This window comes from Ruegeria sp. CG4, from assembly GCF_056537185.1.
In genome coordinates this window covers 20,517-35,388 of sequence record NZ_JBQFRB010000002.1, presented here as the reverse complement: position 1 = coordinate 35,388, position 14,872 = coordinate 20,517, and the positions used below count along the sequence as shown (strand labels likewise).

The following is a 14,872-nucleotide window of genomic DNA, read 5'->3' as shown; positions in this document are numbered from 1 at the left end:
TCGACAATGACAAAGGTAGTGGCTTGAAGCTCATAGTTGAATTCACGAGCCCGTGTCTCACAACCCCGTCAAAGAGCGTCATGCCCTCTTGCAGGTTAACAAATTGTTTTTGAAATGAAAATTAGATTTTGTTTCAATCCGGCCCCGGATGTGGGGCCGGATTCAGGGCGAATTGCCGCCGAATGTTACAGCAGGTCGGGCGCGGTTGCGGCCTGAGCCAGCTCTTTTGTTACAGCATCAAGTGACTGTACCTGCGTTTGTTTTTCACCCAGGCGCCGGACGCTGACAGTACGCTCATCAACTTCCCGGTGTCCGACGGCCAAAATGACCGGCACCTTGCCGACCGAATGCTCGCGGACCTTGTAGTTGATCTTTTCATTGCGGATGTCGGCCTCGGCACGGACACCGGCGGCTTTCAGCGTTTCGACAACTTCCAGGACATAATCGTCCGCATCGGAAGTGATCGAGGCCACGACGACCTGACGCGGCGCTAGCCAGAACGGCAGCTTGCCCGCATGTTCCTCAATCAGGATGCCGATGAAACGTTCGAACGATCCGAGGCAGGCACGGTGCAGCATGACCGGCGTGTGCCGTTCACCATCCGCCGCAATATAGGTCGCGCCCAGACGTTCCGGGATGATGAAGTCCACCTGCAGGGTGCCGCACTGCCAGTCGCGTCCGATGGCATCTGTCAGAACGAACTCCAGCTTCGGTCCATAGAATGCGCCTTCGCCCGGGTTCAGGTCATAGGCACAGCCCGCAGCATCGCAGGCGGCTTTCAGCAACTCGTCGGCCTTGTCCCATTGTTCATCCGTGCCCGCACGCACCTCGGGGCGGTCCGAGAATTTGACCTTGAAATTCTCGAACCCGAGATCCCTGTAGACATTCGACAGGAAGTCGAGGAACCGCTTGGTCTCGTCCGCGATCATCTCTTCGGTGCAGAAGATATGCGCGTCATCCTGGGTGAACCCGCGTACCCGCATGATGCCGTGCAGCGCGCCCGACGGTTCGTACCGGTTGCACGATCCGAATTCGGCCATGCGCAGCGGCAGGTCGCGATAGGATTTGAGGCCCTGTTTGAAGATCTCCACGTGGCAGGGGCAGTTCATCGGTTTGAGCGCGTTGATCGCCTTGTCGCGCGCGTGCTCCTCGTCCACTTCGACGATGAACATGTTTTCCTGATATTTGTCCCAGTGGCCGGAGGCTTCCCAAAGCTTGCGGTCCACAACTTGCGGCGTGTTCACCTCGACATAGCCGCCGCGTTTCTGCTGACGGCGCATGTAGTCCTGCAACTGGGTATAGATGGTCCAGCCATTCGGGTGCCAGAAGATCTGGCCCGGTGCTTCGGGTTGCAGATGGAAAAGGTCCATCTCCTTGCCCAGCTTGCGGTGGTCCCGCTTGGCGGCTTCTTCCAGCATATGCAGGTGGGCCTTGAGCTTTTCCTTGCCGGTGAAGGCCACGCCATAAATGCGCTGCAACATCGCGCGGCTGCTGTCGCCGCGCCAATAGGCGCCCGCGATGGACATCAGCTTGAACGCGTCACCCGGCACCTGCCCGGTGTGTTGCAGATGCGGGCCACGGCACAGGTCCTGCCAGTCGCCGTGCCAGTACATGCGCAGCGGTTCGTCGCCCGGAATGGCGTCGATCAGTTCGACCTTATAGGGCTCGTCATTGGCGGTGTAGAAATCGATCGCACGCTGACGATCCCAGACCTCGGTGGTCACAGGGTCGCGCTTGTTGATGATTTCCTTCATCTTTTTCTCGATCAGGCCAAGGTCTTCGGGCGTGAAAGGTTCCGCCCGGTCAAAGTCGTAGTACCAGCCATTTTCAATGACCGGTCCGATGGTGACTTTGGTGTCGGGCCAGATTTCCTGCACGGCGCGGGCCATGATATGCGCCAGGTCGTGACGGATCAGTTCATTGGCCTGAACCTCGTCCTTCATGGTGTGGATGGCGATGTCGGCATCCGCTTCGATGGGCCATTGCAGGTCCCAGTGCTGGCCGTTCACAGTGGCCGAGATGGCCTTTCTTGCCAGTGAGGTTGAGATATCGGCAGCCACCTGCGCGGGCGTTACGCCTGCGTCATAAGAACGTGCATTGCCATCGGGAAAGGTGAGTGAGACGGATTGGGAATCCAGGGCCATGATCTGGCTCTCCTCGTCGGTTTGGCGCCCACTGAACGCCCGGTTGCGGGTTATGTGTGTGCGGATGCTTTGGCAGGTGCAAGGCAGAGTGTCAAGCACCGCGCAGGCGAGGGGCCAGCCCCTCGCGCTCCCCGGAGTATTTTCAAAAAGATGAAATGGTCAGGGAATTGCACTTGGGCGAGCGGCGTGCATGATGCTGACAAGGAAGTGAGGATTTCATGGCAGCGACGGAATTTCTTGAAACGGCGCAAGGTCGCCGACTGGCCTATCACAAGAGCGAGGGCGCGGGGCCGACCATAGTTTTTCTGGGCGGGCTCAAGTCGGATATGGAGGGCACCAAGGCCGTTCATCTGGAGGCATGGGCGCGCGCGCGGGGGCAGTCCTTTCTGCGGTTCGACTATTCCGGGCATGGGGAAAGCTCCGGCTCGTTCGAGGAGGGATGTATTGGCGACTGGCATCAGGATACCGTGGCCGCGGTTTCCGCATTGACCGATGGACCGTTGATTGTTGTTGGATCGTCCATGGGCGGGTGGCAGGCCCTGCTGCTGGCGCGCGAATTGCCTGACCGGATTGCCGGGATGGTTACGATCGCGGCCGCGCCGGATTTCACCGAGGACGGGTACTGGGCCTCATTCTCTGCCGAACAGAAAGCGGCAATCGAGTCGGATGGGCATGTGGAACTGCCGTCGGACTACATGGAGCCCTATGTCGTCACCAAGCGGATGATCGTGGATGGAAGGGAACATCTGGTTTTGCGCGATCCGTTGCGTTTGCCTTTTCCGGTCCGTTTTTTGCAGGGAACGGCAGACACTGCCGTATCGACCGAAACCGCCATGCGTTTGCTGGAGCGTGCGGCAGGGCCAGACATGCGTCTGTTGCTGGTCAAGGACGCCGATCACAGGTTCTCGGATGATCGTTGTCTGGGGTTGATTGAAGACGCCGTGCTGGATGTGATGGGGGATCGCTGATGCGGCGTTTTGGCTGGTTTCTCGGACGTTTTCTGATTGTGGTGCTTTTGGCCGGCGGGGTGATCTATTGGTTCGGTCCCCGCGAAGAGGTCAATCTGCACCCAGACTTTGATGCGAGGAAATTCGGCGAAGGCGTGCAGGTCTATTTCGAAAGCACTGAGTCTGCGTTTGACGACATCGTGCCGAGTGTTGAAAAGCGGGTAATCTGGCAGGACGGATATAAGGAGCAGCGAACGCCTGTTTCCGTGCTTTACGTTCACGGGTTTTCGGCATCTTCCGAAGAAATTCGCCCGGTGCCCGATATGGTGGCTGATGCGCTGGGGGCCAATCTGGTCTACACGCGTCTGCAAGGTCACGGGCGGAGCGGCGACGCCATGGCCGAAGGTACGGCTTCGGGATGGATGCAGGACTACGCCGAAGGTTTGGCGGCGGCGCGGGCGGTGGGCGACCGGGTGGTGGTGATCTCGACCTCGACCGGTGGCACGTTGGCCGCGGCGGCCGCATTGGATGAGGATCTGAGCCGCGATGTAGTGGGTCTGGTCTTTGTCTCACCTAATTTCGGTGTGAACACGACGGCGGCTTGGCTTCCTGGCCTGCCTTGGGCCCGGCATTGGTTGCCGCTGATCATGGGGCAGGACAGGGATGTGTCAGGGCCGAACCCGGAAAAGAACAAATACTGGTCGACAGTCTACCCATGGGAGGCGGTGGTGCCACTGACCGTGCTGGTCGAGGCTGTCAATGAATTGGACTTCGCAGAAGCAAAAACTCCTGCTCTGTTTTGGTTTTCAGATGACGATAAGGTGGTGCGGCCTGACCGAACACATAGGGTTGCAGAAGCCTGGGGCGCGCCCGCGACAGTACATCTTGTGACGATGGGGCCGGGGGACGATCCGTCTTCGCACGTGATTGCCGGACGTCTGATGTCACCCGGGCAGACCGATGTAACCGTCGCAGGCATACTGGGCTGGCTAAAGGAGCTGGGTGTGGAATGATGCCGGGAGAAGCACCAAGTCGGCACAGGCGCGATGCCTTGGGCGGAGGTTGAGAATGCGCAAGCCGGGCGGCATGTGGAGCCTTGAGACCTTGGGCCGGGTGCGCCTGTCCCGGCATTTTTTCATGCGTGACTTCCTGTATTCCGAAATCGGTAATTTCCACGAAAAGCAGAACCTGCCAGAAAACCCGGACCTGGCCATCGAGACTGGCCGGGCGTTTTGCCAGACCCTGTTGGACCCGCTGGAAGAAACATTTGGCCGGGTGGCCGTTCGGTCGGGATACCGGTCGCCGTCTCTGAACAGATTCGGGAACGAAAACCGGCTGAATTGCGCGCGGAACGACCATCCGTTGGAGTGCCACATCTGGGATCGTGGAACCGGGGATGCCAGAATAGCCGGGGCGTCCATCGTCATTCCATGGTTTGCGGATCAATATGACGAAGGGCGGGACTGGCGCGATCTGGCCTGGTGGATGCATGATCATCTGGATTATTCGGAGATTTGGTTTTTCCCGAAACTGTGCGCCTTTAACCTGGTTTGGCGACCAAAGCCGCAAAGGCGGATCGACAGTTACATCGCGCCACGCGGATGTCTGTTGCGGCCCGGTGCAGAGCCAGAAGAAGATGCCAAAACACGACGCGGGCGTTACAGTGATTTCCCCGGGTTCCGGGCCATCCGATACCCCTGAATAACAGCTTGTCGGCCACTTGCAAAACTTCCATCCTGAAAGAAACGGAGACGCCGGGATTGGCGGAAGGGTGGAGGCCCCGCGTGATCGAGCCGCTGGTATTCTTGCCTGGATTGATGTGCGACGCTCGGCTGTTTCAGTCGCAAATGACTGTCCTGTCGCATGAGCGTGCAGTGACCGTGGCCCCGGTCTCGACCGGTGAGCGGATTGAGGAGATAGCCTCTTCGCTTCTGGATGTGTTGCCTCGATGTTTTGCGCTGGCCGGGTTCAGTATGGGCGGCGTCGTTGCGCTTGAGATTATACGCCGCGCGCCCGAGCGAGTCTCGCGCCTGTGTCTGATGTCGACCGATGCGCAGGCAGACACCCCGCAATTGGCCGCAGCGCGCGAGGATCTGATAGTGGGTGCGCAGGCCGGGCGACTTGAAGACATCATGCGCGATGTTATCGGTTCGGATGCGCTGGCCCCGGGGCCCAACCGCATCCCGATTCTGAATGAACTTCTGACGATGGCGGTAGAATTGGGTCCTGACCTGTTTGTGCGCCAGATGCGCGCCCTTCAGCGCCGCTCGGATCAGCAGGGTGCATTGCGGCGGATCAATGTCCCGACGCTGATCCTGTGTGGGGTGCATGATACGCTGACACCGGTGCGAAAACATGCCTTTATGACCGAGCTCATTCCGAATGCGGAGTTGCAGGTGATTGACGACGCCGGGCATGTGCCAATGCTGGAATCGCCGCAAGCCGTAACGGATGCAATGCAGCGCTGGCTTTCCCGTCCGGCGCGGATCAGTCACATATAACGCTGTTTGGAAAAAGGTGGCCTGCCTCAGGCTTAGGATCAGGCCACTTTGTTCTTGTTTGCGGCCGTGTGTTGGGGTTTGCGGCTGTTGGCGTTCATGAAGTCGATCACCAGGGGCCGGATATTGTCGCGCCAGCTGCGCCCGGCAAAGATGCCGTAGTGACCGGCCCCGGGTTCGACATGGCTGGCCTTCTTGCCGTCCGGCAGACCGGTGCACAGGTCCAGTGCCGCAATACACTGGCCAGGGGCCGAGATGTCGTCATTGGCCCCTTCAACGGATTTGACCGCGACATCTGTGATTTTCCCGATATCCACCTTGTGACCGGCCACAATGAACTCATTTCGGGCAATTTCGCGATTTTTGAAAACACGTTCCACAGTGGACAGGTAGAATTCGGCCGTCATGTCCATGACTGCGAGGTATTCATCATAGAACCGGTTATGGGCGTCGTGGTCTGAGGCTTCGTTGCGCATAACTCGCTGAATCTGATCCGAAAACGCCTTGGAGTGACGGTCCGCGTTCATCGACATGAACGACGCCAGTTGCAACAGGCCGGGATAGACCATGCGGCCGACGCCCTTGTATTTGAAACCGACGCGCTGGATCATTGTCTCTTCCAGCTGGCCCATTGTCACTCTGCGCCCGAAATCGGTAACTTCGGTCGGGGTGGCATCCGGATCGACTGGGCCGCCGATCAGCGTCAGTGTGCTGGGCTGCGCCTTCGGATCATGTTCCGCCAGATAGGCTGTTGCGGCCAGTGTCAGCGGCGCGGGCTGACACACGGCAACAACATGTGTGTCCGGACCCAGTTCCTTCATGAAATCGACAAGGTAAAGCGTGTAATCCTCGACATCGAATTTGCCTTCGGACACCGGGATATCACGCGCGTTATGCCAATCGGTTATGTAGACTTCGCAATTTACCAGCAGGCTCTTGACGGTCGAGCGCAACAGAGTGGCGTAGTGCCCGGACATCGGCGCCACCAGCAGAACCTTGCGCGGCTGTTCTTCGCGACCGTTGACCCGAAAATGGATCAGATCGCCAAAAGGGCGTTCGACAACGGTTGTGATGTCGACAAGGTGGTCCTTGCCATCTTCGCAGGTGAAGGTCCGAATACCCCAGTCCGGTTTGACGACCATGCGCTGAAACGTCCGTTCGGTAACCTCTCCCCAGGCAGCCATCATGCTGAACGCAGGGCTCGGGGCCATTGCGAAAAGCGGATAAGAGGCCATGGCGCTGGCGGTTGCACCCAACCATTGGTTGGTATTGCGCATGGTTTCCATCAGGTCATACGTCATCATATAGCGCATGTATTCGGGCCTCCTGAGTATTATCCTGAGATTTCGGACCATTCGCCGCTTTGCGCTACGCGTTCACGACGTTATTCTGCATAGCAGCGACGTTAGGGGGGAATCCTTATAATGACAACTACCGAAGACAATACGCCGGACCTGTCGGACGAACATATTGAACGTCTTAAGGAAAATTTGTCCAAAGTCGAAGACCTCTCGAAACGGCTTGTTGAAGTGATGGCTGGAAAAAAGTCGCACACCCCCGCCCTGGATGGCCCGAATCAAGAGCTTTTTGCAAAAGCAGCAACGGCCTATTGGGCCGAAGCGATGCAGAACCCGGCCAAGCTGCTTGAGCATCAGATCGAGTTCTGGGGCAAGTCGGTTCTGAACTTTGCCGAAGCACAGCAGGTATTGTCTAAAGGTGAGCCTGATACCGAAGACAAACTGCCCGAAGACCGGCGGTTTTCTAACCCGATGTGGGAAAACAACCCCTATTTCCGCTTTATCCGTCAACAGTATCAGACCAATGCCGAAGCGATCTCGCAAGCCGTAGCCTCGGTTGAAGACCTTGAAGACAAGGACAAGCGCAGACTGGCCTACTTCTCTCGTCAGATCATCGACATGATGGCTCCGACCAACTTTCTGGCTACCAACCCTGACGCACTCGAGAAAGCCATCGAAACCGACGGTCAGTCGCTGATCCAGGGGTTGGAGAACCTGGTTGCGGATCTTGAGGCCAACGACGGCGAACTTGTGGTTCGGCTGGCGGATGAGAGCGCGTTTGAGATCGGTGGAAACATCGCGACCACGCCCGGCGATGTGGTGTTTCGCAACCGCATGATGGAGCTTATCCAGTACAAGCCATCGACCGAAACAGTCCATGAAACGCCCATTGTCCTGTTCCCGCCCTGGATCAACAAGTTTTACATCCTGGACCTGAAAGCGCAGAACAGCCTGATCAAGTGGGTGACAGAGCAGGGCTATACCCTGTTTGTCGTCAGTTGGGTCAACGCAGACAGTTCACATGCAGATATCGGACTTGAGGACTATATCGAAGAAGGGTTTCTGGCCGCGATCGAAGAGGCCAAGAATATCTGCAAGGTCAAACAGGTAAACGCCGTGGGCTATTGCATTGCCGGCACTACGCTTAGCCTGACGCTTTCGCTGTTGAAGAAACGTGGTGATAAATCGGTCAAATCGGCCACGTTCTTTACAACGCTGACCGATTTCGGAGAGCAGGGCGAGTTCACGCCTTTCCTGCAGAACGATTTTGTGGACGGGATCGAGGATCAGGTGTCAAAGGATGGCATCCTAAAGGCCTGGATTATCGGACGCACAATGTCCTTCCTGCGGTCGCGGGATCTGATCTACACACCTGCAATCCGCAGCTACATGATGGGTGAAACACCGCCGGCATTCGATTTGCTGTATTGGAACGGAGACGGCGCAAACCTACCGGGCCGAATGGCAATCCAATACCTGCGCGGGCTTTGTCAGAACAATGAATTTGTTACTGATGGGTTCAAACTGCTGGGCGAAAATCTGCATATCAGCGACGTGGATGTCCCGTTGATGGCCATCACGTGCGAGACGGACCACATAGCAGCCTGGAAGGATTGTTATCGCGGTGTTCAGCAGATGGGATCGCGCTCGAAAGCCTTTGTTGTTTCGGAATCCGGTCATATTGCCGGAATTGTGAACCCGCCCAGCAAGAAGAAATACGGGCACTATACGAACCCGGACCTGAAGACGGACGCGGACACCTGGTTGAAAGAAGCGGATTTTCACGAAGGATCCTGGTGGCCGATGTGGGAAGCCTGGCTAAAAAAGCGGTCTGGCAAACAGATACCGGCCCGCGAAACGGGCGATTCGAAACATCCGAGCCTGTGTCCGGCCCCAGGGACCTATGTTCTGGTCAAGGCAAATCGCTGATTTAATTCTGAAACTAAATTTTTTCTGCATCGCAGCAAAAAGAACTTGAAATGCTGCGATGCAGAAAGCATATTGTCCTCAAGCTGACGAACGCCGGGGTGGGCCCGGTCCAGCAAAGAGGATTAAGACAATGGCAAAGACTCAGGATTTTACCGCCGTCATGAAAGACATGATGGGTGCATTCCCGGTTGACACAACCGCACTGGAAGACGCGTTCAAATCGACCGCTTCGCTGAACGAAAAGCTGTCGGGCGTTGCTCTGGAAGCTGCTGAAAAATCGGCAGAAATCTCCAGCAAATGGACCAAAGACACTCTGGCCAAACTGACCGAAATGTCGAAAGCAAAGGCAGAGCCTGCCGACTACGCAAAAGCCGCAACCGATTTCGCCAGCGCTTCGGCTGAAGTTGCTGCTGAAAACATGGCTGCTTTCGCTGAAATCGCCAAGAAACTGCAGAGCGAAACCGTCGAACTGCTGATGGCTGCCGGCAAAGAAGCTGCTGAAGAAGCAAGCTCGGCTGTCAAGAAAGCCACCAACGACGTGACTGCTGCGGCCAAAAAGGCAACCGCTGCCAAGTAAGAACGTCCGCGAGGCGCACCCTCTCCTCCCATTTGGTGCCATCGCGCTGGGCAGGTCGATTGACCTGCCCTTTCTTTTTGTGCTGCACTCGCATAACCTGTGCTGCAACGCATCATCCTTGGGGAGGGTAAAGGGTGTCGGACCAAGAAAAACCGTTATTGATCAAGCGCTATGCCAGTCGCCGGCTGTATAACACCGAGACCAGCGACTACGTAACACTTGAAGATATCGCCGGATTTATCCGGGATGGCCGCGAAGTTCAGATAATCGACCTGAAATCCGGGGACGACCTGACGCGGCAATACCTGCTGCAAATCATCGCTGAACATGAAAGCCGGGGTGAAAACGTTCTGCCGGTAAACGTGCTGAACGATCTTGTGCGCAGCTACATGGTGCCCGGTGGGGGCATGATGCCGCAATTTCTGCAAAGCTCGTTCGAAATGCTGCGCGAAAGCCAAAGCAAGATGATGGAAAACATGAACGCCATGAACCCCATGAGCAACATGCCAGGGTTTGAGGCGATGCAGGCGCAGCAGCAGGCTTTCCTGAAGGCGATGACCAGCGGATTGTCGGGCGGGTGGTCGGCGCCGACCCAGGACGACGAGGCGAAGGAAGAGCCTAAAGAAGACCTGGATGAGATCAAAAAGCAGCTGGCTGAGCTGCAGAAAAAACTATCCAAACTGAACTGAGGGTGAAGACCCGAAGCTAACAAGGCCCGCCAGCGGCGGGCCTTTTGGTTTTTCAGGTTCCAAAAGCCATCGCCGGCGCTGTCACGTCACCGACCGAAGCCAGCAGGATATCCGCAATCACATCCAGTTCTTCACGGGTCAGGCGCACGGGCAGACGAACATCGCAAGCTTTCATCAGCATTGCGCGGGTTTCCGGCAGGTCGAACGTTTCCGGCAAGAACTGCCAGTTCCAGAACGCGCGCGCGTTGTCCTCGCTCAGGCCAAAAACCTGCACTTTCACACCGCGAGACTCTGCTGCGGTTGCAAAGGCGCGGATCTCGTCCTCGTTCATGCCGACAAGGTTGAACTGAATTGAATCCGGTGCGCGCTTTTCAGGATCAAGCGGGGCGGGCACGGAAATGTTGGGTGACGCGTTCAGACGATCCGCCACGTAGTCGTGATTTGCCAGGCCGTCCCGGACACGACGGGCCAGTTCCGGAATTTGCGGGCGGATAACGGCGGCGCTGAGGTTGCTCATGCGCAGGTTGTATAGCGGCAACCGGTTCTGCCAGCGCGCAAATGCCAGATCCAACTCGGGCGAGTTATCGCCATGCGGGGTTTTATGCTTTTTCCAGTTATGCTCATAGGCACCCGACATGATAACGGCCTGCGCCACCAGATCGGCATCATCGGTGATCAGAATACCGCCTTCGCCCGCGTTGATCATTTTGTAGGACTGGAACGAGAAACAGCCCATTTTGCCGATCGTTCCGATGTTGCGGTCGTGCCAGGTGGTGCCAAGCGAGTGGGCCGCATCCTCGATTACAGGGATGTCGCGCGCATTGCACAGCTCCATAATGGCATCCATATCCGAGGTATGGCCGCGCATGTGGCTGATGATGACCGCCTGAACGCCGTCCAGCTTGGCCTCAAAATCCTTTAGATCGATGCGGTAGTTTTCTCCAACCTCGCACAGGACAGGGACGCAGTCGGCATGAACGATGGAAGATGGCACTGCGGCAAAGGTGAAGCCGGGTATCAGCACCCGCGCGTCCCGTGGCAAACCCAGCGCCTTCAGGGACAGGAACAGTGCGGCCGAGCAGGATGAAACCGCCAAAGCGTATTTGGATCCCAAAAGCGCGGCAAATTCCGCCTCTAGCAGTGCGACGGGTGAATCCTGGGGTGCTGTGTAGCGAAACAGGTCGCCGGATTGCATCAGCGCATCAATCGCTTCGCGCGCGGCTGCGGGGATGGGTTCGGCTTCGTGAACATTGGGTGGCAGCGACATATTTGGTTTTCCTGAATTCTAACTTTTGTAAATATAAATTCACAACGCCGACAAGCCAAGAGCGTAATCGCCCGTCGGCGAAATTTCACCAAATTGTCGCAAGTTTAGTCGGTCCTGATCCCCAGATCAGACTAAAGGCCCAGACGGTCGCGCAAGGCGAACCACGTCATGGCAAGAACCAGCAGTGGGCTGCGCAGGGCAGGGCCGCCGGGAAACGGTTGGGCGGGAACGCGCGCCATCGTATCGAATCCTTCGGCCTGTCCCTGAATGGCCAGAGCCATCAACTGACCAGCATGGGTGGCCGTGCCGACCCCGTGACCTGAGTAGCCTGAGGCAGACAGGATATTCGGGGCAAGTCGCGCCAGATAAGGCATCCGACGCATCGTTATGGCCAGAGTTCCACCCCAGGCGTAATCGATCCTGACATCTTTCAGATGCGGGAAGATCTCGACCATCGGTTTGCGGACTTTTGCTGCAATATCAGTGGGAAAGCGATAGCCATAGCTTTCGCCGCCGCCAAACAAAAGGCGGCCATCCGCGCTGAGCCGGAAATAGTTCACAACGAATTTTGTGTCGGCAACGGCCACATCCCGCGTCAGGACGCGCGCGGCGTCGTCTCCCAGCGGTTCGGTGGCCGCTATGAAATTGTTGATGGGCATGACACGTTCGGCAACCTTGCGATTCAGATCACCGAGATAGCCATTACAGGCCAGTATGACGTGGTCAGCCTTGACTGTTCCCTGTGCCGTCCGAAGACTTACGCCATTACCATCCGAGATATTAAGGACTTCGGTCCCCTCGTGGATACGAACACCAGCCTTTCGGGCCGCCTGCGCAAGTCCCAAAGCGTAGTTTAGGGGGTGCAGATGCGCTGCCCCCATATCCAGATACCCGCCCTGATAAGTCGGAGAAGGGCAGAGCGCATGGCCCGCCTCGCGGTCCAGCAACTGCATCTCGTCATAGCCATACCGCTTGGACAGGTGTTCCGCATGAGAATGCAGTCCGACCCGATCTGATTTGCTTAGCCCCAGATTGGCGATTCCGGGCTTCAGGTCGCATTGAATCCGGTGTTTGGAGATCAGGGACTTGACCAGATCCTTGGCGTCTTCGGCAAGATCCCAAAGCTTGGCGGCGTCATCATCGCCAACCAGGCGCTCCAGATCTTCCTGATCCATTCGCTGCGCGCTGCCCAACTGGCCGCCGTTGCGCCCCGAGGCACCAAAGCCCACGCGATGCGCTTCCAGCAGAACGACGTCAAATCCGGCTTCAGCCAGATGCAGCGCTGCGGACAGGCCGGTGTATCCGCCACCGACAACACAGACATCCGCGGTGCAATCGCCGGTCAGGGCAGGACTAGGATCAGCCGCATGTGCGGTCGCGGCATACCAACTGGGCGGGTATTCCGCCTTGCGGTCATTGGAATAGAGCAGGTTCATCGCGCAAGTACCTTAAACGTTCAGCAGAAGATGCTCGCGCTCCCACGGGGAAATCACCTGCAGAAATTCTTCGTATTCCGCCCGTTTGACGATGCTGTAGACGCGGGCGAATTCCGGTCCCAGAACCTCGTGCAGGGCTGTGGCCTCGTCAAACAGATCCAGCGCACTGCCCATGACTTGCGGGATGTCACCGTCGCCTTCATAGGCGTCGCCGTAGAACTGGCGCCGGGGCCGTTCCTGCTGTGTCAGTCCCAGATACCCACAGGCCAAAGACAGGGCGATGCCCAGGTAGGGGTTGCAATCCATACCCGCGATGCGGTTCTCAACGCGACGCGCTTCGGGGCTGGACAGCGGAACACGGATGCCCGTCGTCCGATTGTCACGCGCCCATTCCAGATTGATCGGGGCGGCGTGGTCCTTCACATAGCGGCGATAGGAATTCACATAAGGTGCCATGACGGCCAGACCGGCGGGCAGGTGGTTCTGCAATCCGGCGATGTAATGATAGAACGCGTCCGTCTCGCCCCCCTGCGGCCCGGAAAAGATGTTCTCACCGGTTTCGATATCAATGATCGAGTGGTGAATATGCATCGCCGAGCCCGGTTCGTCCTCGATGGGTTTGGCCATGAAGGTCGCAAAGCAGTTGTGACGCAGTGCAGCTTCGCGGATCAGGCGTTTGAAGTAGAAGACCTCATCGGCCAGTTTCACCGGGCTGCCGTGGCGCAGGTTGATCTCTAACTGGCCCGCGCCGCCTTCTTGCGTGATGCCGTCGATTTCGAATCCCTGATGTTCGGCAAAGTCATAGATGTCGTCGATCACCGGGCCGAACTCGTCCACCGCAGTCATCGAATATGCCTGCCGCGCTGCAGCCGGACGGCCCGAACGGCCCATCATCGGCTTGATTTCCTGCGCCGGATCGACGTTGGGGGCGACCAGAAAGAACTCCATCTCGGGTGCGACGACCGGCTTCCAGCCCCGGTCATGATAAAGCTGCACGACGCGTTTCAGTACATTGCGCGGGCTGTACGGGATCGGATTGTCGTCCCGGTCATAGGCGTCATGGATAACCTGTAGCGTCCAGTCACCCGTCCAGGGCGCCGCCGAAGCGGTCGAGAAATCCGGCTTGAGGATCATGTCGCGTTCGATGAAGCCATCTTCGCCCGCTGCCTCGCCCCAGTCACCCGTGATCGTCTGATAGAAGATACTGTCGGGCAGATGAAAATAGGATTGCTTGGCAAATTTTGATGCAGGCACGGCCTTGCCGCGGGCAATCCCCGGCAGATCCGAGATAATGCACTCGACCTCATCCAGACGTTGGCCTTCAATATACTCGCGCGCTGCCTCTGGCAGCTGATTTTTCCAGTCGGCCATCAGGCCCTCTCTTTCTTCAGGAATTCTGCCATCTGACGGCCAATTGCGGGATTATCGATCGGTCCGCGCGTGCGGTTGGCCGCATCCTGCAAAATGGGGTCCGGGACCACGCCTTTTCCGCGCGTCCTCATCAGGCCCTCGATAAAGTCATCGGAGTATTCGGGATGCGCCTGCACCGTCCAGATCGTGTCTCCGTAAGCGATCATTGCGTTGCGGCAGAACCCGTTCTGACCAACCACGCGTGCGCCTTCGGGCAACCGGGTTACCTGATCCTGATGCCAGGCGTTCAGGGAAACCGTCTCGCCGTCCAGTTCATAATCCGTGCGTCCGACAACCCAGCCGCCCTGGAACTTTTCTACCGTTCCACCCAGCGCCTTGGCGATGATCTGGTGGCCAAAGCACACGCCGATCAGCGGCTTTCCGGAATTCTGGATTTCCCTGATCAGGTCCTCAAGCGGGGGTATCCACGGATGATCTTCGTAAGCGCCGTGACGCGATCCCGTGATGATCCAACCGTCAGCCTGAGAGACGTCCTTCGGGAACTGATTGTCGACCACCTGGAAGGTCACGAATTCGAAGTCATGACCATCCAGCAGGGCGCGAAACATCGCATCATATTCGCCGAAGTCGTCAGCCAGCTGTTCAGGTGCGTGGCCGGTAACTAGGATTCCGATTTTCATGATTCACCAAATTTGATCAAATTTTATTCTACGCGA

General features: G+C 57.5%; 13 protein-coding genes. 7 read left to right on the top strand and 6 right to left on the bottom strand.

The genetic code is table 11. The annotated features are described in order from the left end of the window. Positions 1–185 precede the first annotated feature (185 nt). Complete coding sequence (thrS, locus tag ACR0J2_RS06565; RefSeq protein WP_480812053.1) at positions 186–2,144, bottom strand: threonine--tRNA ligase; 1,959 nt, start codon at positions 2,142–2,144, stop codon at positions 186–188. Between the two features lie 218 nt (positions 2,145–2,362). Here thrS and ACR0J2_RS06560 point away from each other — a divergent pair, with 218 nt between their 5' ends. From ACR0J2_RS06560 to ACR0J2_RS06545, 4 genes are all read left to right on the top strand, one after another. Beyond that, on the top strand, positions 2,363–3,112 hold the full coding sequence (locus ACR0J2_RS06560) for an alpha/beta hydrolase (RefSeq protein WP_480812052.1): 750 nt from the start codon (positions 2,363–2,365) through the stop codon (positions 3,110–3,112). Next, entirely contained in the window at positions 3,112–4,104 is a 993-nt protein-coding gene (locus ACR0J2_RS06555) for an alpha/beta hydrolase (protein ID WP_480812051.1), read from the top strand. The genes ACR0J2_RS06560 and ACR0J2_RS06555 overlap by 1 nt, the downstream gene beginning before the upstream one ends. Positions 4,105–4,177: 73 nt before the next feature. After that, a complete protein-coding gene (locus ACR0J2_RS06550) occupies positions 4,178–4,792 on the top strand; it encodes a hypothetical protein (protein ID WP_480812386.1) in 615 nt (204 codons plus the stop codon). Positions 4,793–4,875: 83 nt separating this feature from the next. Further along, positions 4,876–5,592 carry an alpha/beta fold hydrolase gene (locus tag ACR0J2_RS06545; protein WP_480812050.1) on the top strand — a complete coding sequence of 239 codons (717 nt, stop codon included), beginning with the start codon at positions 4,876–4,878 and terminating at the stop codon, positions 5,590–5,592. A gap of 38 nt (positions 5,593–5,630) precedes the next feature. Here the strand turns inward: ACR0J2_RS06545 and phaZ are convergent, their stop codons facing one another. Next, positions 5,631–6,902 (bottom strand): polyhydroxyalkanoate depolymerase, encoded by a 1,272-nt coding sequence (gene phaZ / locus ACR0J2_RS06540; protein WP_480812049.1) that lies wholly within the window; start codon positions 6,900–6,902, stop codon positions 5,631–5,633. Between the two features lie 111 nt (positions 6,903–7,013). Between phaZ and ACR0J2_RS06535 the strand changes: the two genes are divergently transcribed. From ACR0J2_RS06535 to phaR, 3 genes are all read left to right on the top strand, one after another. After that, on the top strand, positions 7,014–8,816 hold the full coding sequence (locus ACR0J2_RS06535) for a class I poly(R)-hydroxyalkanoic acid synthase (RefSeq protein ID WP_170614641.1): 1,803 nt from the start codon (positions 7,014–7,016) through the stop codon (positions 8,814–8,816). Between the two features lie 130 nt (positions 8,817–8,946). Next, positions 8,947–9,393 (top strand): phasin family protein, encoded by a 447-nt coding sequence (locus ACR0J2_RS06530; protein ID WP_170614642.1) that lies wholly within the window; start codon positions 8,947–8,949, stop codon positions 9,391–9,393. Positions 9,394–9,527: 134 nt separating this feature from the next. Then, the gene (gene phaR, locus ACR0J2_RS06525; protein ID WP_170614643.1) at positions 9,528–10,082 is read left to right on the top strand and encodes a polyhydroxyalkanoate synthesis repressor PhaR; all 555 of its coding nucleotides are present in this window, start codon (positions 9,528–9,530) and stop codon (positions 10,080–10,082) included. 52 nt (positions 10,083–10,134) lie between these two features. On the opposite strand, the gene ACR0J2_RS06520 is transcribed toward phaR, so the two are convergent. The 4 genes from ACR0J2_RS06520 to ACR0J2_RS06505 all read right to left on the bottom strand — a co-directional run bounded on the left by ACR0J2_RS06520 (position 10,135) and on the right by ACR0J2_RS06505 (position 14,836). Then, the gene (locus ACR0J2_RS06520; RefSeq protein ID WP_480812048.1) at positions 10,135–11,349 is read right to left on the bottom strand and encodes a DegT/DnrJ/EryC1/StrS family aminotransferase; all 1,215 of its coding nucleotides are present in this window, start codon (positions 11,347–11,349) and stop codon (positions 10,135–10,137) included. A gap of 131 nt (positions 11,350–11,480) precedes the next feature. Next, a complete protein-coding gene (locus tag ACR0J2_RS06515; RefSeq protein ID WP_480812047.1) occupies positions 11,481–12,785 on the bottom strand; it encodes an NAD(P)/FAD-dependent oxidoreductase in 1,305 nt (434 codons plus the stop codon). Positions 12,786–12,797: 12 nt separating this feature from the next. Then, positions 12,798–14,156, bottom strand: a complete 1,359-nt coding sequence (locus tag ACR0J2_RS06510) for a glutamine synthetase family protein (RefSeq protein WP_480812046.1) — start codon at positions 14,154–14,156, stop codon at positions 12,798–12,800. Next, a complete protein-coding gene (locus tag ACR0J2_RS06505; protein ID WP_480812045.1) occupies positions 14,156–14,836 on the bottom strand; it encodes a type 1 glutamine amidotransferase in 681 nt (226 codons plus the stop codon). Before ACR0J2_RS06505 ends, ACR0J2_RS06510 begins: the two co-directional genes overlap by 1 nt. Positions 14,837–14,872: the final 36 nt, after the last annotated feature.